Genomic DNA, 21,100 nt, shown 5'->3' on the forward strand with positions numbered 1-21,100 from the left:
CAAATCCGCCGCATAATCAAACCAACCAGATGCGCCAGATCCTCTCTTAGCTCAGGCAGCCATCTGTCCCAAAATCCCTGACAACGGACACACGCCTTTCATGCTCTTGGATCCCGATCCGATCATAACGTCCCGATCCGTGTTGGACTACTGTAGCAGTGGAACGCTTTTGAATGCCGATCCGATGACACGCCCGCGGGATGTGGTTGCGATGTTGCGACCCGACTACGGCCCTAGTGGCTTCCCGGCGAACCGGGGGGCGATGTTTGGCGGCCTGCTCCTATTAGGTGATCAGAGAGTATGCGAATTGATCACTGATGTGCGTGATACCTTAAGTGTCGAAGAACTTGAGCAGATGACGGGGCGGTACTCCGGTTTTCTTTCTGATGCAGTTCTGGGCTTCTACCTGACGTGGCTTGAGGAGTTGGTGGCGTCAGAGGATTACGCGGACTTGTCGCGCTTTGGTCACCTGGCCGCAGGATTGTTTCGTCAAATAGAGCAAAGCAGAACGCCCGTGGTGATCGAAGGAAAACGACCGTTTCCAGTTCCGAACAATGGGAAGGACTGGCCTGAAATAAGCCGGATCACACTGGAAAAATACGTGACTGATCACTCGGATCGTTTGTTTGCTTTGGAGGCCAAAGAAAGTGTTCCAAAAGTAATGCCGCATGTACTGAAAACCTTTGGTCTGGTTCCCCGGACTTCTGCCGAAGAGACGGCAGAATACTGATGCATTTTTTGGTCTGGGCGTATGCGCCCAGACCATCCTCCTAAAACGATCAAGACCAGATTTAGTCGTTCCATTGGCTCCGTTCAAAGTCATGCCATGGCGTGAGGTCTAACTCATCTAGGTGTGCTATACGTTCTACCAACTACTCAACTCGTGCAGTTCGCCGTTCTATTGGGCTCACTTGGCAGAAAATCGAAACAGTATGGCCTTCGTTAAAAGGCCCGCAATTAAGTACTTCGATATTTAGCATCTGGAAGCATCAAATCGCAGGAAGGATAATGATTAGGTCAGTTTTGGTTTTAGCATTAGCAGTTCCCGTACTAGCAATTCCTCAAGTTGTTCACAGCGGCTATAGGGGAGGAGCAAGCTATGAGTATCGAAGCGACCAATGGTTGGGCTGGTCTGAAGGCCGTACTGATTATGATATTGGAGGCCGTCGGTTCACCGGCATGTATAAGAACGATGGTGACACCTACTGGTTCGCGAACAGATATGAAAAGCCCGGGAAGTTGGAAGTAGACCATCAAGTGAGATCAAAGTACACAGTGTCTTGCTTTTGGCGACAAATCGAAACTAGCCGAGAATGGGTCAAAGAAGGCGATATGGAGCCTGGGGGGTTCTTTCGGTGGCTGCTCAACCACCACTGTGATTGAGAAAAGGCAACCTCTCGGCATTATTAGTTGGCTCTCTCGCAATCTAGAAGATTCCAACGCCGGATTATGAACCGAAGCCGGTTCAGAGCTCTTGATATGGTCACCTGTGGTTTAGGATTCTGGAAGCGTCCATGCATTTCTGGGCCGGGTCAAAGTCATAGGCAACAAGCGGGCCTGCTTTCCCCGCCGAGTAATCAAGACAGAGTGCAAAGGGAGCTTCTACAATAGCTGGTCCAGTGAGCCAGTAGTGACCAAAGAATACAGGCTTGTGATCTTTATAAACGTATTTTGCTACATCCTCAGGTATTTCACCTTCCGGAAGGCTTGATGTCTCTGGCACGCTCCGCGCAACCTCTTTCCATGTTTTCGCTCCGTTTAACCACCACGCCATTCGGATGTGGTGCCTTTCATGGTCACTTTTATCAAGGAATGAATAGTTATCTGGTAACCTAATCTCGACTCCCGAGGTTATGCACTGAAGTGCATCCCAAGTGTCTCCTTGAGTCCAATGCGGTTGATGCAACACCTCATCTGACAGGCGTAAGTTCACCAAATTCGACCCGAGCAATTCTGTTGCGGGGGTGTACCAGCATGCGTGAATAGCTCGAAACTGCTTGTTCTCGATGAACAGCGGAAGCGTTTTCATCCAGTCAATGACTTCACGTGTTTTAGCGCTGCCTAGTGGGAACTCGTTGAGAAAACTCTCGTGTTGATGAGTGTTTTTCTCAGACCTCTCCCGCAGAGGCTTTCCATTAATCTCGGTGTGAAAATGGATTGCGTTGAATTCGTGGTTACCCATGATGGCTTTGGCTTTTCCGCTATCCGTCAAAGACCTTACCGTTCTAATGACCCTTTCATTTTCAGGGCCGCGGTCAATGAAATCACCCAGAAAAACTATTTCTCTCTTGGGATCAGGACCTCGCCAGCCAGCTGCCGTTTTGCTCCAACCGAGCTTAGCTAATAGGTCATCTAGTTTTTCGGCCTGACCATGTATGTCCGGTATGATGTGAAACACATTTACTCCCACGTTGCGTCGGTTAGGAATTCAGGATGGCACAATGTTGAACTGTCAACCCGAATTTCGTTTGCTCTTTGCGTTTAGGTTTAACAAACAACTCTCAACACTTGGATTGTTTGATTTGATAGACTTCGCCATGTCGAGTTTTACTCAACAATATGTTCGTCTGGGGTTTTGGGAAACGTGTCATCTGGGACAAACTTGAAAAGTTCTTCTTTCTTCAAGCGCTTACTGTTGAGCGGAAGATGGGGTAGATTGAACAAATGGGATCTGCACCGGGTAATACTGAACGGTTTGAGTGTACTCCCAACCTGGCCTTTGTTCGTAATGAGTCGGTAGCTCGTCAAAAGGCAGTTCAGGTTGATATCCGTCTCTATGGTTCCAGAACTGCAATTCGGCTGCCGCTTGAGCTGCTTCCATTGGGGTTCCATGGGTCAGAAAAAGTTCGAGAAGATCGTCATGAGTGCAGAGGCCTTCAATATGTGGAACACCTTCCTGTTGGAATGCAACGTCTATCCAGATGTGTCCGGGGTCGATAAGGAACGAAAACCCGGTAACGGGCTCCCAGTCACTGATCCTGTGAAAGCTCCCATCCCTCCAGGCATATTCAGCCTGCTGTGATGGATTCATCCACCCGTTGCTCATTGGTCCATGGTAATTTTGTTGGTGGTACGCTCTTCCTGTGTAAACGGTGAAGAATATCCTGTCGGCACAGTGGTCGTACTCCATCAGCACGAGTTGTGCTGGACCGTCAAAGTTTGAAGGCACGCAGTCCGGTGCCAAGAGTATCAGTCTTTCTCCGATGTCGTTGACCGCTGTTCTAATTCCAGAAGTCATTCCCGTCACAGAGACGCAAAGTTGGGGCTGTTGCATTTCAACGCCTCCTTTCAAATTTGGGGTTGGTTGTGTCAACGCCGCTGGCAGACGAAACCATGACGGCCTCTATCGCGATCCCGCCTCCATATGAAATAGGCTCGCTGAGGCTTGAGAGCGCAGGGTCATATTGGGCAGAGCAGGCACCCGGAAATGCGAAAGCCGCCACGAAGGCGGCAGTGAGATCGTTCTTCAAGGTGTTTCCTTCTAGGTTGGCTCCAGCTCAATCTCAACGATTTCTTTGAGCGTGAGCGTGAGCGGGGTTGGGCGCTGGACGCGGTAACGCATAACAATGGGGCTGTCGACATTGCGCGGTTCGATAGGCTGAGCGCGAAAGCTGTCTCCATTAATTACGCTATAGACATACTGATCGTGCCAATGTGGCCAGCTGGGGTGGGTGATGCGAGCCATGAACTCTGCCTCAACAACCGTTCCCGGCTGAACATCTCCTGGAAGTGATCCATCGTCGCGCGGCATCCAGCTGCGCCACGGCGACCAGTGTGTGTTGTCTGTCATGTTTCCTCCTTAGGCTTCGAGCAGCTCTTCGGCTGTCTCGGTCACCAGCATGGGTCGCGGACGACGAATTCGGTAACGGGTTACGATTGAAAGGTCTGGGTGGCTGCCCGCGGGCGGGTAGGCCATCCAGCTGGTTCCGTCCTGAATGACGAAGGTTTGCATTTCACTGTGGGGCCATCGTCGGTGCCCGACGCGAAATGCTACTTCTGCTTCACAACGCACTCCTGGCTGGACTTCGTCGGGAATGCTGTTGTCGTCTCGGGGCGTCCATTCGCGCCAAGGCGACCATTCGAATGGTTGGGTCATTGATTGAGCTCGTAAAGGTTTGTGGCAAGGAAGGTTCCTTGCGATTGTATTGTTACCGTTCAGTGAAAAAGTGTTACGTTTTTTGGCAGCTCCAACTGTTCCGGCTCCGTGGCTTCACTCTTTAGATTTTCCGGCGAAATACCCACTCGGTCGAAACCGTTGCTAGCCATTTTTTCGATCATGTTTTGAATGATCGAGATGGTTTGATTTGGGGCGTAGCCGTCGTATTTCACGAGCGCATGCACAATGAAGCTGGCGATGGCACGTTCGGCCAGATTGCCGAAGACGTTTAGTGGAGCGTTACCCGCTTCAATGGCCGCATCCGCTTTTGCGTAGACGGCGTCGAAGAGTTCGGTCCAAGCCTCTGCCTCGGTTTGGTCGTTTTGATGTTCCATGTATTTTCCTTTTCAGGTTTCAAAGCCTTGTACCGGGTTTCGACTATTTGCTTCGCGCAGGTTTAGACGCTGCTCCGCGGAACGCCCGAAGGTCTTTCAGCAGTGATGCGAAAGGATGTGCCTTTTGATTCAGCAAAGTGCGGTATTCTATTCTTCCCCAGAGCGGGAGCGGCTAGCGATGTTGACGCATATGCGTACCGTTTTCGAAGTCACATTTGTCCACTTGCAACGTTTCGAACCCACCGTTCCCAACACGCGCGCAACGTGAAGCGGACACCTATTTGTTTGCGCCAAGCTTTCACCCCCGAGCGCAAAAAAACACGCTGAATCAAGTGTCGGCAAAAGACTTTCAGTTTTAGTCTAACAGCGGGTTTCGACTGTGCCGTCAGTCATCATCAGGTGAACGGCATTAGCTCACGACCAATATCGCACCGGTCGCATGCATGTCTCGGGCGGTCGATACCCTGGCGGTCATCCGCGACTTACGGGCAAAGCTCGACAGACGAGCGTAACCGCAGACGCGGCTATTGGTTGGTTGGGATTTGTATCCCCGATATTGCCGACACTAAGTTCGACCGCGTGCCGGAATTCCGGGGGCACCTTGTACGGGACAGGTTGCCGTCAGCACGTGCTGATCTCTTCACACAGGGGCTAGGTAAAGGCTTACGTCTGAGGTTGCAAGGGTTGAGTTTGCGATTTTAGGTCAAAGTCTATTGATTGTTCGCCAATCCAACTCAGTACTGGGATGGTCTTTGCATTGTTTATCATTTCGGGATCGGCGGCCAGGGCGAAGCAATGACAACTGATGAGTGCTCTTCCAAAGAAGGAAAAAACTCAGATTTAGCCTTTTATCATGCATCTAAGTGTTCGCCATGGTCATAATATTGGGTCAACGGACATGTGGGGCTGCCAGTGGAGTGCATGAAAGACGCACTTCAGCGATCAAAAGGTTGAAACGGTGGCTGGTGTGTTGATTTTCCCAAATGCATTTTTTTATTTTATGCCAGATGGCCAAATGCGCTCGGTATGTATCGGAGTGACTATGAAGATAGAAGCGAGCCGACTTCGGCACTTGGTGTCTGAGTTGAGAAAGTCGTCAAGTAACGAGGACATTGTCTTTAGTGTTCTGACGAAGAGTGGTTTGTCGTCGAAGGCTGCTGCACCGGATGCTAAGTACTTCGACTACAACAAAGAAGCTTTGTTCGTCAGGGAAGCTTGCGACGCAATTGGAGACGTCACTTTTGGTGCTCGGGCTGGATCTACGTGGCGAGACTCGAACAGCTTAACCGGCTACATCAGCAAATACTCAAAGGACCTGAGAGCCGCTATTGAAAACACCACAAGGTTTCACGAGATCATTGATCCGGCAGTTCGATACAGTCTCAAAGTGTCAGGAAATTCAGCATCTTTCGAAGTAACTTGGAAAGATCCCAGCTATGCCAAGTTCCACAGGCATACAGAGTTTTTAATGTTTGGAGTCTTGTCCAGAATGCGGGCCATCACGCAAACCAATTTTTATCCAATGGAAATTCGGTTTGATCATGAGGTTAGAAAATCAGCTGACAGGTTCCAAAAACTGGCGGGTTTCCCAGTGGTTTTTGGCGCTGAGGCACTTGAAATCATCCTGCCACTTGCCACTTTGGATCTTCCGATACCATCATATGATTTGAGATTGAGAGAGCACCTTACCGAATATGGTGAACGATTGCTGTCGGAGAAAGGCACAGAGAAGCAAAACCTTCGCTCTCGAATTGAAGGTTTGCTTACTTCAGCACTCCCAGGACGCATACTGTCCGCAGATGAAGTTGCTGCGAGCATTGGTATGAGCCCACGTACGTTTGCACGTCGACTCAAGGAAGACGGTTTGACGTTTCGGGAGATTGTCGATGACCTCCGTTTCGACTTGGCAAAGACTTTTATGAAGGACGATATGGCGCTGTCCGAGATCGCATTCGCTCTTGGCTATGCTGACCAGGCTGCCTTTTCAACCGCGTTCAAACGTTGGACAGGAGTGCCGCCTCGCGGGTATTTTGCGCTGCGCAAAGAAGCAAATGGGACTTTGTCATCAGCAGCGCAGATTTAAGTCTCTTAGCTTTTGAGCTGGCAAAAATATGCAACTCACCAGGTTTATAGATTTGGTTTTGTTGCCGGCCGATACTGTTCGGCAGAACAGTAAAATGGCCATTGAAGTATCCCTGTGACGGCCCTGCACTGAGTACCGTTACAGTATTCGTTGATAGCAACCACCATTTGGATACACGGGCTGGAATGTTGCGATTGAAGTGCAAAGTGCCTCACCACAAGGCTGAATCTACCAAGTGATTGGCAGAAGATAAAAAGTCCATTCAACGGACAACCTTATGTAAATTCTGTATTTACATGAGGTTCTCGTTATGAACGAACAAAGCGAAGTTAAAAAACCCTCTCCCAGTGGAGAGCCAAATGCATCTGTTCCAAACCAAGCCAACCTGAGAAACCAAAACCTCGGATATGCTCGAAAACTCACGCGACTGGCCTGGGGCATTGAAATTGTCTTGGTTACGGTTGGTTTGGGAATTGCCTTTGCCCAGGCATCAAGCATGCCCGATGGTAGCAGTCTCGCTCAAACTTTCCCCATTTTTGGTGTCTTTGTAGTCCTTGCTGCGGTTGAGCTGGCGAAGATTCCCGCTGCAACGGTAGTTTTTCACGCACGGAGCTGGGCGCGGCTGTTTGCAGCGATTGGGCTTCTGGTTGCCGCACTAATATCCTTCGAGACTATTTTTAACGGTTTCGAGCGCTTTGTGCATGCCACTACAACGCCCGTTGCGGAGGCAAAAGCTGACCTAAAGGAAATAAAGGGCGACATTGATGCGCTTGGTGACATTGCCAAACGCGATGATCTCGACGGAACAAAAATTAGTGAAGCTGATCAACAGCAGCTGAAAATCCTTCAGCAGTCGTTAGCTCAGCGTGAAGATGCTCTCGAGCGATCCAGACAAAATCTCGAAAGCCCAGAAACGCGCGATCTGCGCGTTCAGTTAGAGCGGGTACTGCAACAACAAGCAGAAGCCGGAGACGCAGCAGCAAATGCGTGGCAGAGCGAGCAGGATAGTATCATGAGTCGCCTTGAAGGGAATTCCATTGATAACAAGACCCGCGCTCAGTTGAATGAACGCATGCGCGGCATGCCGGCAAAACAGACCGTAATCGTGAATGCCCGGGCTCAATTCGACGCTGAAATCAAAAGACTCAATACAGAAATCGAGGCGTCGATAACCGATCCTGATCCTAAAGCTTTGGCGGCATTGGAAGAGGCTCAAGAGGCCCGGAACGAAGCTGCGCATCGCCTGGCCGCGTTTGAGGCGGAAAGCGATTCTCGTGCGGGAGAGCGCATCGATGCCCTGGAGGCAATGCAGCAGAAAGCTGCGGAGCGAAGTGAAAAAATCGAACTTTTGGAGGCGCAGGCCGTTGATAAGGCCGCTGAAATTGAAATGCTGTCCAACCACTCTCAAATGCACAGATGGGCGTCTTTTGTATTTGGTGCTGAACCTCACGAGGTTTCCGAAGATCAGGCAAAGCAAATTGGTGCCGCCTTTGGCGTGTTGCTGGGGGTTGTTGGTGCGCTGACCGGAGCAAGCGTGGCGCTATACGCCGAATGGTTCCGGATGCGTGGGGTCCAACCGGTTGTGCAGCGCGTCAATGTGCCTGTTGAGGTCATTGTTGAAAAAGAAGTCGAGAAGCCGGTCGAAATTGAAGTGCCCGTCACAAAGTTCACCTATGTGCCGGTGCCAGTTGGCGAAAACGTACAGGATGCAGTTGACGCCATCCTTGAAGCGCTACCCGAAGAAGCGGCTCGCGAATTGAAAACCCAGCTCGCGGTGTCTTCAACGGAAACTGAAGAAAAGGAGATCCGATATGCGCACGCAGCATGATACGCAAATGTTGGAAACAGTCGTTCGTTCGATCTCCGACAAAATCGCTGAACCGGCGCGGCAAGTGCGTGAAGCATCTGCGCGATTGACAAAGTCAGTAGAAGCAGAAGCCAACGCGAAACTGGAGCATGCAGCTGCACAGTCCAAGCGTCGTGTTTTGATCGCGGAGGGCCTCCGTTTGTCGCTGATAATGCTTGCAGCTGCCCTTTTGGTCTTGGCAGGAGGCATAGCAATCAGTCTAATCTTGAAGTCGCAATCAGAGGTACATGCGACTTTGACTGGCGTTGAGACCCCTGTTGAAGCAAAGCCCTGGTCCGAAGTTGGGACAGAGGAAAAATCGGTTGATGGTGGGGTCATCACGACAGACTTTACCATCTTCAGAAAAACATCGGTGACGCTTGGAGATAAAGAGTTGGTCGTAACGGCAGGGCACCGTTTCATGCATGAAGAAGACAAGACCTTCGAGACAGCATGGTGTTACTCGGAAATCTATGCTGATGGCTTGAATGTGCACATAGCATTGGCCGATTTGAAGCCCGGCGGTGTCCCGCAAAAGGCCTTTGTTTCGAAGGCCACCCTTACAAAAGGAGGGCTTTCGAAAACCGAAATAGAAAAGTTGCAGCGCAACTGCCCGTGGCTGAAAGGTAACCCCAACGCGGTACATGAAGCGTCGAACGCCAAGATGTTCAGTTTCACTGGAGAAGTTACAGCCGACAGCGTTGACGCCTTGATTCATGCGGTAAATCACGGTGCGAGGGTCATAGAGTTCTCTTCTCCTGGTGGTTCGGTGGACGAAGCTGTGCGCGGTCATGCAGCTCTTCGAGAGGCTGGCGTGAAGACCGTTGCAACTGGTCCTTGTGCAAGCTCTTGCACGCTGTTGTTTTTAGGCGGAACACAAAGGGAAGTTGTCGGGGACGGTTCAATCAAAGTGCACCAGTGGCGCACGGATGTTGGCGTGTCTGCCGATGCTGATGCTCAATTGACCTCGGCCATTCTAGTTAGCCTTTTTTCAGCCGCCGGTGTGTCAGAAGAGTTTTTTGTTGCGGGTGCTTCAACACCTGCCGACCAGCTGTATGAGCTTTCTCAATCTGACCTTGTCAATTGGGGCGTTGTAACTCAGTGACCCAAGACTGCACCGAAACACAGTTTTGTGCAAAAAACGAAGCATTCATAAAATATCGTCGAACATTTCAAAGCTGAGGATCTGGGTTTGTTCAAGAATTTGACCGTCGTCCTGTTTCTGATCGCGACAACCGCCACGGCCGGCAGCGTTCAAGTACGTGACGCCGATACAATAATTGTCGAGAACACGCCCGTCCGATTGCAAGGCGTGGATGCCCCTGAACTGGGTACGGCAGCAGGGCGTGAAGCTCGGCGTTGGATGGTGAACTTTCTACGTGGTAGGACCGTCGAGTGTAAGCTGACCGGTGAGCGAACATACGACCGCTACGTAGGTGTTTGTTACGTCGACGGGCAGGACATAGGTGCCGCGGTGATCGCGGCCGGCTACGCGCTCGATTGTGCACGATACAGCGGTGGGCGCTATCGCCAGTATGAGACGTCTGCTGCTAAATCACGTCTGAAACGTGCTTATTACTGCTGAACTCTTGGAAAGGCTGACCGCCTTCTAAGAATCGAACAGCGCTAGATTTCAAAATCTTCTCGTTTGTCGCGGGCTTGCAGCTCGTGTCGCGGTTCACCTATCGACCTTTGTACCCGGTCAGTGTTCATGATGCCGCACCTTACTTGTCTTAATGGCTCGCAAAGTGTCGGCATTATTGGAAACTAACCAAAAGTAAATTGGGGTGAGTCTGATTTAGCGTTTCATCACTGAGCCAGTAGGTTCGCTTTGAAATGGCGCAGTGGCCCGACATTTAGGAAAGGATGTGCATCCTAAAAAGGGCTTTCCATTTCGCCCAGTCCGTTTAATCATCGTTCCCCGATTACATATAGGGCAGGTCTCACCCTGGGTAATTGGTTTGGTCAATCTTACTTGGGTGCTTGAATTGGTTTTTTCCAACTGCAATGCAAAGTTCTTTTGCTTGTGTTTGCATTTCGGATAGGCACTACAAGCCTCAAATGCTCCATACTTTCCAATGACGTGATTTAGTGTTCCCTTGCCGCATTTCGGGCAAATCTTCAGGATACCATCTGACGTTCTGATTTCGAGATGCCCATCATGTGCCAGCTCGGTGACAAAGCGGGATAGTTTGTCTCGCAGCGTGTAGATTCGCGTTTGCCGCCGAGCCCTTGTAAGCGCCACATAAAAAAGACGACGTTCTTCGGCCATTGGGTATGGATCCGGTTCCGGCATCGCCAATTGGAGTACTGGATCATCGACGATTTGGCTGGGAAACCCCAAAAACCCTTCCGTCACATTGAGCAGCATTACATAGTCAGCTTCTAAGCCTTTTGCGGCATGCGCTGTCGAAAAGGCAAGATTGATTTGGTCGCTGAACGCACGTTGCCAGGAATTGAAGTTGGTGGGTTTGTCTTTGTTATAGCGCCCAAGCAACATTACGCTTACCTTCGTACCGACCGGTATTTCGAGATCACCGTTTTCGGCTGAGCGGTGGAGCTGCTTAAGGTCCTTCTCCAGGCGCTCAATTGCAGCTCCGGGGGTTTCGGCTGCGAAAGCACTCAGCAATGATCTACGGTACGTATTTGTCGTTTCGACCGTTTTTCGCAATTGTCTGGGGTTCTTTTGTATGAAGTCACTCGAAGCATCGCAAATCACTTTCGGACACCGAAACGTCTTACTCAACGTCAGCTGGGTAGCTTCCGGGAAGGTCTTATCAAAGCCGGTCATGACGGAAATATCCGCGCCTGCAAAGCGATTGATACCCTGCCAGTCATCGCCAACAACACACAAGGTTGAATACTGACCAACACTCTTCTTTAGCCCTTTGAGAAGACGCAGTTTGGCCTGAGAAACGTCCTGAAATTCGTCAGCGAGAACCATGGTGAATGGGCTCCGATAGCTGCCCTTCTCAATGTGCTCGTTTGCAAGGAGCAACATGTCGTCAAAGTCGACGCTCTCCTCCATGCTTAATCTTCGCTGCCATTCATCTGCTATGCGTTCATAGAGATTCAAAAAACGGTTCAACCGATTGCGGTGTCCGTGTTCTAGTGACTCTACGGCCTGTCGCAAGTCGCGGTAGCTGAGATCGTTGCTTTTTACATGTTGCTGAAACACGCGCAGTGTCGAAGCAAGCTGTTTTTCTGTGATGGGTTCTTGCCCCTTTGATGGCCGGCTTTCATCAAATTCGAGCGCCTCGCCGCGTGAAACAAGCTCCAACATCAATTTATCGAGGTCGTCGCCATTTCTTAACCCATCTGAAGTCGTTTCAAAAAGCTGCGTTTCCATCTTTGTATGCAAGGCTCTTTTCCAAAGGACTCCAGAAACGTAGTCTCGGGAAAAATGTGGCGGCGCGTTGCCCTCCGCATCGAGTGCGAAGTGTTCGTGATAAAGTTGGATGCGCGGATAGTAAAAATCTGGATGATATTGGGAATGTGAGTCTGTAGCGGTATCGTGCTCGTAAGCCCGTTCGTATTGGTATTGTACGCCATAGTAGTAGAGGAAGTCGCAGATCACTCGTTCTTCGTCACTTTTGACGTAGGTCCCATCTGCCGTCAGAATGTGACTTTGAATCGGCTGCTCCAGATTTCCCCAGTCGCCCACGTCACAAGCGTAAACTGTACGAAATATGTCCCATTCCAAACGGAACTTCGGGTCGATCTCACGCAGATGTTCAATTATCTCCGAAATTGCTTCTACGTCTCTACCAGGTTCGACCCAATCGGCTAATCTGGGTTTGCGATCTGTGCTCTTGCCAATTACTTCAAGCCCGAATGCATTAAAGGTCTGTACGGTAATACGCTCAACATCACCAAGGTCGCTTAACCGCTCTTTGATGCGCGCCAACAACTCCTCTTTTACAGAGCGGTTGAAGGCGAGAACTAGAATTTGTTCGGGTCGAGCCAAGCCTTGTTTCAGAGCGTATCCAATACGAGCCACTATGGTTGACGTCTTTCCTGACCCGGCGGCAGCGATAATCTGTATAGCCTCATCCATACAGATACAGCTGTCCATTTGCTCGTCTGACAAGGGGTTCCGTTCGACGCTTGAAAAAAAACTTCTCAGTTTTTTCTTTTGTTCCCTTCCAAAACTTGAGTTGTGTTCATCAAATTCAGCGCGAAGCGCTTCTTCAAAACCTGATTGCTCGGAAGTTGGCTTCGGCTTGGAGTTCCCGTTTTGATAAGGTGGAACGCTCTGAACGATTTCTTTGGCCAGCCCTTTCGGGATCCATCGAGTTCGGTCGACTTTGTGGTTCCACTCCGCGCGCCATTCAGAATAGTTTGAATGTTCATCTATGTTGGGAACCGGCTGGGGATCGTGATCCCCAAGCCGTGTTAAACGGAACGTCGGCGCCCGTTCTTTCTTCTGTTCTCCACCGAACAGCAGTCCTCCAACAACGGCTGCGCCAACAATCCATTCGATCATAAGAAAAATCTCTGGGAAGGAGTGAGAAAAGCCGAAAGAGCAGCGTTTAGTGTCAGTCTCGGAAAGCCAAATTGCCGCAACGAATGTAATGCGTCAGGGCGTATCTGTCCTTGCTGCCACATGTTGTAATCACTTGCTTCTCAATGGTTAGTATTTCTCGGGTGGATAATGGATCGACCGTAACACCGTTAATCCTGACATTCCGACGTGGCAAAGTTATGGCAAGTTCAAACAAGTTCACAAAGAGAGCGGTCGTGTAGCCAAAGGCCCCCGAAGCGTACCAGCAAGGGCCTCCGCTGCGGAACAAACGGTTCACTTTGCATCAGCTTTGACAGTTTTAAGATGGGTGCGCCGCTCGTCTGTCGTCATCGATTTCTGACGGTCGTACTCATCAAGCACAGCAGTCACCCAAAGATCCATCGCGTCGAGTTTAAGCTGCAAGTACGGCGAATGCGCACCATAGGATTGCGCTGTAACACGTGCCGGACTTTGCTTCATTCGGTCAAACAAGGCTTGGTCGCTGTGCGTGAAGCCCGCAATCATAGGATCCTTGATGGCATGTGACAAAAGTGCTGAAGCACCGCCGGGGTAACCTTGCACGCTCAGGAAATCTGCCAGTGTCCGTCTCACGTCATGTGGCGACCACCAGGTGATGCCGTCTTCTTTTAAAAGATCGGGCCATGTGCCGTGCTTTTCGGAACGCGGTCCACTCTTTTTTGCGGTTGTCCTATCGCGTCTCTTTCCTGCTAGGCGAGAGAGGATTTGAAAGGCACCTGATCCTGTGACGGGCTTGGTCAAACACTGTGCAGACGGCAGCAATAGCTGAGTTTCTTTGTACGTCGGCTTCCGGTGCAAGAACCCTTCAACGTGGTCAATGGCCCTTTGGGGAATAGGCAGATCAAACCGTTGTTTACCTTTAACAAGATCCTCGTGCCACGACGCCATGACCCACGCCTGTTCAGACCCATCTGGACAAAATGGAACAAGGTCCGCCTTTGTAAGTTGAAATGCCGCCCCAGTGCGCTGGAGGGTTAACACAGCCCACCATAAAGCGCCCAGGGTGTAAGGATGGACGCCGTACTTGTTGCTGCTGCGTTGCGGGAGCTGTCGGTCTATGTAGCTTTCGGCAAGAATAAGGGAGGCAACAATTTCTGCGATCTGTGGCTTTCTTTTTTTGGGCTGCACGACTTCTGGTGTCGAGAGCATCAACCACCAGGGTAAAATGTTCGTCAAGCCGCTGGCACCGGAGTGGTGTTTTGCGCACCATGTGAGCGAGCTCCGGGTATATGAAACCAGTTTTTGCGCGGTAGACACACCGTTTCTTGCGCGAGCTGCATTGCGGACGGTTTCGATGTAACCTTGCTTCAGCTGAGTCACCTCGCGTTCCAGGATCGAACCCCAGGCGGGCAACGACATAATGTAGTCGATGTCTCTCTCGGTTGAAGCTCGGATATGCTTTCTTGCATTCCCGGATCGCTTTTCTGATTTGGTGACCTCAAAGCACTTTCGTAGACTCCACCCTTCAGGAGGTTGAACGAGTTGTTCGACGGCTTTCTTGTGGTCGTTGAAGCGGTCCCTGAACTTCATATATGCCTCGAAGTTTTCAGGCTGCGACTTCAGGATTGAGCGCACCTCGGCTGCAATCGTTCTGGCTTTTCCAACGCTTGTGATCGGACGCTCTGCCGGTTGTGGAAACAACTGTCCGATTGTCTTTGTCGATTGCCTGAATTTGACCAGCCAGACAGCTCGGTTTCCGCGTACGCGGAGATGCAATCCAGACTTTCCGTAGTCCTTGAATGTAAGGATCCCGTCGTAGCCTGCTTCTGCCAACCTCTCGGCTTTGTTTACGATGCGTCGATCAATTTCGCATGCTTCTGTCGGCATGGTTCTTCCTCAAAAAATGTATGAGGAGTATTTCAGAGTGCTCAATTTAGATCGTTTAAATCTCGTAAAAAGCCTCGTTTTTTGAGTTTCAAGCGAGAATTGGGACGTGATAGGCAGCTGAGCCGCGGGTCGGCTCACTAATGTGAAGACTTGGAACTTCCCTGTGCATTAGACACCTTACGGGTTTCTGACCGGTAAACTTCAAAGTCGCCGCTGCAATCTCATTGTAGAGGCGACTTCAATTACACTTTTGTGCTGGTGCTAGTGCGTATTCCGTCCCTTCGACCTCAATAATAGTGTTTGCTACCGACAGGGGGCAATTTCTGAAAGCAATCATACAGGGCGTAGAGTGCCGCTTGAGAGCCCGCCAGACTGAACCAATGACCACGCTGCCCATTGCGCTTAATCATATGAATCTTGTTGCCTTGGCCGATTTCACGCAAAACATCAGAGTTAACGTTCCATACAAAGATGTTTCTGCCGTCGAATGTGGCATCGCCCGTCCAAGTACCGCGGTTGTCGATCTGGAATGACAAGCTCCTGTTCGCTTCATCAAAATCCCAATTATTGTCTTGAAAGTGTAGCGTGACCCCGCTGTCCTCGCCTTCACCAAATGTATATACGCCAAAACCCATACCTTTGCTTGGGCTGTAGTTTTGCGCACTACAAAACATAAGGCCCTGGTCGTTCGGCTCGTGCAGCCAGACTTTCCAATACTTATACTCATGCTGAAGCCAGTCGGCCTTTGCATAGTCGGTCCCCCAAAGGAGGGCGGCGGTTGCAATTACTGCGATTGCCAAATTTTTCATTGTTAATCCTCCAACTCGTTCAATTCAGCTTCGTCAGAGCGTTTTCCTCTGACACCAACGACATGGTTTTTTGAGGTCATCTCAACTTTGCTGACAGTGCCAAAATTTTTTGATTTCAAGCCATTGTTCCACTTTCACATCTCGACGTCGCTAATCGACATCCAGAAAGCGGACGCACAGTGCTAAATTTCTCGGGAAATACGTCTGCTTTGAAAGAGGGCTAACTAGTCCGAAGTAGCCTGGCACATTCAGGGTCTCGGTACGTTAAAATGCGCCATGGGGTTGGAAAAGCCCGGTGTGCACTTGTTGCTTTCTCCAGGAATGGCATGCGGAGATTTGTTTGCGCCCAGCCCCTTGTGCGCAACCGACCAAAAAGGATCGTCAATCTTTATTTGAAGCACCAATTTCACAGATGTACGCTGCAAATCTGGCACGAAATCAAAAGAAGAGTATCCGTCAAAAGACTACGTTCGTTTTGAAACTAAATTTGTCTAATCCCAGGTTACTATGAAAAGAGGGAGACGCGGAACATGTTGCTATACTTTATATTCTTTGGCTTTTCTTTTGGAGTCGCGGGACTTATTAGAAACACCAGCGCGACGACCAAATGGATCGTAGGCGCCCTCTTCGGCATTTTGTTTGTCAGTTTCTGCATGATGGGTGTAGCAGCAGACCAATCAGGCGCCGCAATGATGAAAGACCTTATGGCGACGTTGGGCGGATCGTTTGTGGCCGGTTACGTTATCGGTGTATTCAGCTTCAAACCGAGCAAATCAAAAAGTGAACGACTTCACCGGGTCGAAAACCCAAAGGTCGCCGAATATGCCGCTAAGTGTGCCAGCAACAATCCGGCCGCTCGTGTCGAACGTCTTGGCCACTCGGAAGCTCGCCGTCGTGCCATGAAGGCTACTACCCACAAAGATAGTAACGACGAAGAACAGCCTGAAATGGACTGTGAACAGCGGGAGATCACCCGTCGCCGTGCATTGGTTGGAGCTCAAAACGATGAAAAACAAACCGCAATCGCTACTCGTTTTGATTACGACGAAGACGCCGAAATTGTCCGTCTGGAAAAGCAGATCAAAATTGCCAAGCTGCAAAAAGAACTGGCTGCACTACAGAATTAGTCAAAACAAGAAGTGACGACGATGTGTCTAAAAGTCGAATTGCTTGATTTGATAGAATGCAAGAACACTCATTTTCGATGATCAAGGAGGCAAATCAAGCAGGCTACTAACGTGACGAACAATTTCAAGTATTGCGGTCATGTGCTTCGTATTTCCTGGCAGCTTCTGTCCCCAATTCGCCTAACAACAAAAAAATGTATCAAGAAAAGTGAACTGGAATGACACCCTATGATTTTACTCTGAACGAACTGCTAACCAAACGTGAGTTCAATCTGGCGCATACAAGGTATGTTCGCCACGATCATCGCGCCCTCGCCGCTTGGCGTCGTGGTCTGGCCAATTTTGATCATTTTGTTAGCTATCAGCGGGATGATAGCCTGTCGCCTTATAATGGCGCGGAATTGGCGGTTCAGTTTGTTCCGCAAGGTCCGACTGGTGCGCTATTCGTAGGCGCCCACTATATCGCCGAAAGCTGGGCCGCTATTGATAATCCGGAAAGAAATCCGTCTCTATGGACGCCGATTGAAGAAGACTATGGCCAGGATTTGAACCACAGACGGTATGATTTGGTTCGCGTAAACGCTCTTGAAGACTTGGTTGGGCGCCTGATCATTGATTGGGGCCCAGCAACCAGGAGCTGGTCCCAATGGGCTGAAAGAAAACCGAAGCCTATAGTCGAACTTCGAGCGACGGCCGAAGATGAAGCATTCCCCGGTTTTGGAGAGTTCTCATCGACAATCCAAGAGCTGTTGACACTTCCAACGAGCTGGCAAGGGGCATTGGCTTCTGTGAACGGGGTATACCTTCTCGTTTGCCCAGAAACTGGCGAGCAGTACGTGGGCTCGGCCTATGGCGAGGGTGGCTTATTTGGGAGGTGGGCGTCATACGCCGCGAACGGCCACGGAGGGAATAAGCTGTTATTGGCAAGAAGGCGAACCAACTATGCCATTTCGATCCTCGAAATTGCTTCACCAGACATGTCTGCTTCAGAAATCATCAACCGTGAAAACGCTTGGAAAATGAAACTTGGAAGTCGCGCTCACGGACTTAATGCGAACTAGAGCTGAAAGAAGGGACCATAGGGGGCTAGCGGGACTACACGTTGGGCGAGTTGAGCTTCGGATTGCATGTTTCAGTTGGCAGTCATAGGCTAACAGCAAACAAGAAAAAGTTGCTCTAAACGAACGTTTCGCTTGGAGATGGTCGAAAGACATATCCGTAGCAGTGTTGAGACGCTTCTTTTCTGGACGGGCCAATTGGATTCCCGGAATAGGAAACGAACTGTTGAGCTAAGTCCTTGAAATTCTAAGCAATCGGATTTGGGGGTACTATTGGGGGTATCAGGCCGCGCCTGTACCACTTTTGTACCATCGCAAAAAATGTGGACGAGAGCCGGTCACGGTTGAGAATTATAAAGACAATGGTTTAAAGATTTCTCAAGGATTTGTTGAAAAATCTTTTTAAAGCATAGCGTTGCCTATCTGGCGGCAAGCAACAATGAGTGGTTTTTTGGAGTGCGATTTTTTGCCGCATCGATTTGAAAATCCTCGTGTCGGTGGTTCGATTCCGCCCCCGGGCACCATTCAAGCGATTGATTTTTCTCAATATTCAATTTTGAGCCTTTCATGGTTTGACAGTTTTCTTGAAGGGTTTGACAACTCTCGATCTGCGTTCGTTCTCCTTTTCTAGTGCTTCCATCGTGATCCGGTTGCGGTCCGCGAGGTTGGCGGACCGGGAATAGTGACGGGCCATAGATGGGGTCTTTTGCCCCAGCAGGTCCGCAATCTGGCGTTCCTCAAGCCCTGCCTCGCGCAGTGTCGTGGCCACGGTATGCCGCAGCCCCTTGAGTGTCAGGCCAGGTTGCACAACGCCCTCAACTTCCAGCTTTTTCTTGAAGCGGTACCAGACCGTCGAAAAGCCGTTGTAGGTCCAAGGCTTTCTGTTTGATGAGGCAAGGATGGTCACGGCGTCGTGCTTGGGCGCAGCATCCAGAGCCGCCTGCAGCGTCGGACCGATTGGAACGGCAACTTCCTGGCCCGTCTTGCCCCTGACGCCCCAAATCGTGTCGCCGTCTATCTGGCGACGGGTCAGCTTGAGCGCATCTGACGGATCAAGGCCGGTATTCATAATCAGCGCCACCGCCACTCGAACGTGCGGGGCGGCTCGATCCAGCACAACTGCGCGTTCCTCCACCGTCCAAGGCCGGTTGGCATAGGGCCGATTTTTCGGGCGCGGCTTGGGAATGACACCTGCCGCATAATCCCGGTCGATCAGACCGCGGAATGGCGTAGCGAAAAACTTGGCTCAGGAAGGTGCGGACCATGTCTGCTCGCCGCCAGCCAATCTTGTCCGCCGCTTTGTCATGGATGCCCGAAACGAGGGGCGTCGTGATTGCGGAAACAGGCGTGTCCCGGATTGGGTACAGGAAGTCAGCGCACTTGCGATAGTCGCGCTTGGTGGCGTCCGACAGATTGCCATAGTGTTCAGTCTGGAAATAGGCATTGACCAGCCCGCCAAGGGTTCCTGGCTTAGGAGCTTGCGCCTTCCTCGCCTCGGCAATGGCAGCAATGCGGGCGCATTCCGCAAAAAACTCAGCCGATCCTAATGGAGTCTTTTCCAGGTCGATCTTGTGACCCGTGGCGCGATGATAGCAGCGCGGTTTCCCGTGCCGATCATCGAATATCTTGAAGCCTCTAACCCTGACACGTGTCATTACAACTTGCCAAGATTGACGTCCTGCGTTGCCATCTCGGCTCCTTCCTTCATTGCATCAATCCAATTGTCCAGATCGCGCTTGTCCCAAAGAACTGTGCCGGGCCGCATTTCAATTGGCTGGACGGGGCACGTTGTTTTAAAGAGCTTTGGAGGTAGCCCAGTATAAACCGCCGCCTCAGACTGTTTCAGCATGCGTTTTTCATTAACGTTGATAGTGAGACTAGCGTTAGCCACTGCTAGTGCCTCCCAAGACGCTCGTTGGTCCATGACGTTGACCAGGAGGTCCGTTTGGGGTCAATTTACCCCGAGGATCAATTGACGCTGTTATTTCCGGTTCGTTTTTTTTGATTGCGTGAGGCATCACTCAGTCCCAAACTCTGATGCAATAGCCTCTATCTCTCCAAGCGAGATCTGGCGCATGACATGCATGCCTTCCATTTCAAACAATCCGGCAGGCCCTGAATTTGACCACACGGTCGGGTCGTCTTCGAATTCGTTTATTTTCATTTCGGAAAGATGTACCGCTGTAAAACATATTTCTAATCCGGCGTTTTTGAAAATCACATAAGCTGGTTTCTCATGGACGTTAAATTCTAATCCATTGAGTAATATGTCAGATTCAGAATTGGACCGATGCGACAACACGAAATCAAATAAGTAGACAAGGAAGTCTTCCGCAGTGTTTTCTCGCTTGAAATCGAGACGCTGAATGACCTTTGCAGATTCTATATGCTCGAACTCATCATTCCGGAATTGTCGGTAAATCTCAAAAGTATCGACTATACGGTTTGGCGGAGCGCCTGTCATTAGCGCAAGCGTAAGCCTCGCTGCATCACGCGTTGTCATATCCGGTGCGTTCACGCCACGAGCTCCTGTCGTCAGAAAGCCTGCTTCACGGAGCTTCCTTGCAACAAAGTGAACTGTCGCTTGATCGATACCAAGCGCATTCGATATGACTTTTATCAGATGACCAGACTTCATAGTCTAAATGCGCATTGCGCACTTAGGCTATGTCAATACACCTTTTGCCTGTCGTCAGAGTATTTTGGAGAACACAGGCTGTATCGTAGCGGAGGCTCTAGTTCGGTTTCTGTTGAAGTTTAGGTGGCAGCGGCTTGGCTCTGCAACTGCCGTTATCGGATTGTCTGCGTCTTGATCTCCTCTCTTACCTTCAGGATTTTCGCACCGCGGCCATGATAGACGTCCACTGGTGTCAGAATCACGAGGCTCTCGTGGTAGCGATGGTTGTTGAGTGAGCGACGAAGGCACCGATCTTTCATTCGGGGCCGCCGGGTTTGTAATAGTTTTCCAATAGCACTGGGTTTTCATGGTCTTCTATACGACTGCTTTGGGGTCGGTGCGGTCGTTCGCTGCGATCTGTCTGAGTGACCGCTATGCGGACTTAGCTGCCGGATGCTGATGCAGCAAACATCGCGCGCCCTCACCAGCCAGATCGCAAAAATACTCGCGGCAATGCAGCGCGATTTCCCGAAAGCGGACGTCCAAATCACGCAAATCGACCGAAATCCAATCCGGACATTAGCTACGCTCCAGTTCTATGTCTCACATGCGGACGAAGCGGTCGCCAGAGTGTCCTGGGATAAGGAGCTGAATCATCCAAGCTCAACTGCAAAACTACTCAGTATTTCTCCGCTTTTG

General features: G+C 50.5%; 19 protein-coding genes. 8 read left to right on the forward strand and 11 right to left on the reverse strand.

Features of this window, described 5'->3' with window-relative positions; genetic code table 11:
- The first annotated feature begins 169 nt into the window (after nt 1–169).
- Nucleotides 170–730: a hypothetical protein gene (locus tag ACR0DX_RS22165; protein ID WP_480847438.1), complete on the forward strand. Its 561-nt coding sequence runs from the start codon at nt 170–172 to the stop codon at nt 728–730.
- A 753-nt stretch (nt 731–1,483) separates the two neighbouring features.
- On the opposite strand, the gene ACR0DX_RS22170 is transcribed toward ACR0DX_RS22165, so the two are convergent.
- From ACR0DX_RS22170 to ACR0DX_RS22190, 5 genes are all read right to left on the reverse strand, one after another.
- Entirely contained in the window at nt 1,484–2,398 is a 915-nt protein-coding gene (locus ACR0DX_RS22170; RefSeq protein ID WP_480847440.1) for a metallophosphoesterase, read from the reverse strand.
- Between the two features lie 231 nt (nt 2,399–2,629).
- Nucleotides 2,630–3,274, reverse strand: a complete 645-nt coding sequence (locus ACR0DX_RS22175; protein ID WP_170568178.1) for a hypothetical protein — start codon at nt 3,272–3,274, stop codon at nt 2,630–2,632.
- 207 nt (nt 3,275–3,481) lie between these two features.
- Nucleotides 3,482–3,790: a hypothetical protein gene (locus tag ACR0DX_RS22180; RefSeq protein WP_480847442.1), complete on the reverse strand. Its 309-nt coding sequence runs from the start codon at nt 3,788–3,790 to the stop codon at nt 3,482–3,484.
- Between the two features lie 9 nt (nt 3,791–3,799).
- Nucleotides 3,800–4,096: a hypothetical protein gene (locus ACR0DX_RS22185; RefSeq protein WP_170568179.1), complete on the reverse strand. Its 297-nt coding sequence runs from the start codon at nt 4,094–4,096 to the stop codon at nt 3,800–3,802.
- Between the two features lie 59 nt (nt 4,097–4,155).
- Nucleotides 4,156–4,491, reverse strand: a complete 336-nt coding sequence (locus ACR0DX_RS22190; protein WP_170568180.1) for a hypothetical protein — start codon at nt 4,489–4,491, stop codon at nt 4,156–4,158.
- Nucleotides 4,492–5,449: 958 nt separating this feature from the next.
- On the opposite strand from ACR0DX_RS22190, the gene ACR0DX_RS22195 reads away from it, so the two are divergent.
- From ACR0DX_RS22195 to ACR0DX_RS22210, 4 genes are all read left to right on the forward strand, one after another.
- A complete protein-coding gene (locus ACR0DX_RS22195) occupies nt 5,450–6,574 on the forward strand; it encodes a helix-turn-helix domain-containing protein (protein WP_480847445.1) in 1,125 nt (374 codons plus the stop codon).
- 310 nt (nt 6,575–6,884) lie between these two features.
- Nucleotides 6,885–8,402, forward strand: a complete 1,518-nt coding sequence (locus ACR0DX_RS22200; protein WP_170568181.1) for a coiled-coil domain-containing protein — start codon at nt 6,885–6,887, stop codon at nt 8,400–8,402.
- Nucleotides 8,386–9,525, forward strand: coding sequence for a Clp protease/crotonase-like domain-containing protein (locus tag ACR0DX_RS22205; RefSeq protein ID WP_170568182.1), 1,140 nt, complete (start codon nt 8,386–8,388; stop codon nt 9,523–9,525). The genes ACR0DX_RS22200 and ACR0DX_RS22205 overlap by 17 nt, the downstream gene beginning before the upstream one ends.
- 87 nt (nt 9,526–9,612) lie before the next feature.
- On the forward strand, nt 9,613–10,005 hold the full coding sequence (locus ACR0DX_RS22210) for a thermonuclease family protein (RefSeq protein ID WP_480847447.1): 393 nt from the start codon (nt 9,613–9,615) through the stop codon (nt 10,003–10,005).
- Between the two features lie 213 nt (nt 10,006–10,218).
- Here the strand turns inward: ACR0DX_RS22210 and ACR0DX_RS22215 are convergent, their stop codons facing one another.
- The 3 genes from ACR0DX_RS22215 to ACR0DX_RS22225 all read right to left on the reverse strand — a co-directional run bounded on the left by ACR0DX_RS22215 (nt 10,219) and on the right by ACR0DX_RS22225 (nt 15,599).
- A complete protein-coding gene (locus ACR0DX_RS22215; protein ID WP_480847449.1) occupies nt 10,219–12,906 on the reverse strand; it encodes a UvrD-helicase domain-containing protein in 2,688 nt (895 codons plus the stop codon).
- A 312-nt stretch (nt 12,907–13,218) separates the two neighbouring features.
- Nucleotides 13,219–14,790, reverse strand: a complete 1,572-nt coding sequence (locus ACR0DX_RS22220; RefSeq protein ID WP_480847451.1) for a hypothetical protein — start codon at nt 14,788–14,790, stop codon at nt 13,219–13,221.
- 287 nt (nt 14,791–15,077) lie between these two features.
- Nucleotides 15,078–15,599 carry a hypothetical protein gene (locus ACR0DX_RS22225; protein ID WP_170568185.1) on the reverse strand — a complete coding sequence of 174 codons (522 nt, stop codon included), beginning with the start codon at nt 15,597–15,599 and terminating at the stop codon, nt 15,078–15,080.
- 530 nt (nt 15,600–16,129) lie between these two features.
- Between ACR0DX_RS22225 and ACR0DX_RS22230 the strand changes: the two genes are divergently transcribed.
- Both ACR0DX_RS22230 and ACR0DX_RS22235 read left to right on the forward strand, forming a co-directional pair.
- A complete protein-coding gene (locus ACR0DX_RS22230) occupies nt 16,130–16,726 on the forward strand; it encodes a hypothetical protein (RefSeq protein ID WP_170568186.1) in 597 nt (198 codons plus the stop codon).
- A 218-nt stretch (nt 16,727–16,944) separates the two neighbouring features.
- Nucleotides 16,945–17,787: a GIY-YIG nuclease family protein gene (locus ACR0DX_RS22235; RefSeq protein ID WP_170568187.1), complete on the forward strand. Its 843-nt coding sequence runs from the start codon at nt 16,945–16,947 to the stop codon at nt 17,785–17,787.
- A gap of 562 nt (nt 17,788–18,349) precedes the next feature.
- On the opposite strand, the gene ACR0DX_RS22240 is transcribed toward ACR0DX_RS22235, so the two are convergent.
- From ACR0DX_RS22240 to ACR0DX_RS22250, 3 genes are all read right to left on the reverse strand, one after another.
- On the reverse strand, nt 18,350–18,853 hold the full coding sequence (locus tag ACR0DX_RS22240) for a tyrosine-type recombinase/integrase (RefSeq protein WP_480847454.1): 504 nt from the start codon (nt 18,851–18,853) through the stop codon (nt 18,350–18,352).
- A complete protein-coding gene (locus ACR0DX_RS22245; protein ID WP_170353188.1) occupies nt 18,837–19,439 on the reverse strand; it encodes a hypothetical protein in 603 nt (200 codons plus the stop codon). Before ACR0DX_RS22245 ends, ACR0DX_RS22240 begins: the two co-directional genes overlap by 17 nt.
- A gap of 362 nt (nt 19,440–19,801) precedes the next feature.
- Nucleotides 19,802–20,422 (reverse strand): hypothetical protein, encoded by a 621-nt coding sequence (locus ACR0DX_RS22250; RefSeq protein WP_170353187.1) that lies wholly within the window; start codon nt 20,420–20,422, stop codon nt 19,802–19,804.
- 432 nt (nt 20,423–20,854) lie between these two features.
- On the opposite strand from ACR0DX_RS22250, the gene ACR0DX_RS22255 reads away from it, so the two are divergent.
- Nucleotides 20,855–21,100 (forward strand): hypothetical protein (locus ACR0DX_RS22255; RefSeq protein WP_480847458.1); only part of this gene is annotated, 246 nt, incomplete at its 3' end.

This window comes from Ruegeria sp. D3 (assembly GCF_056534465.1).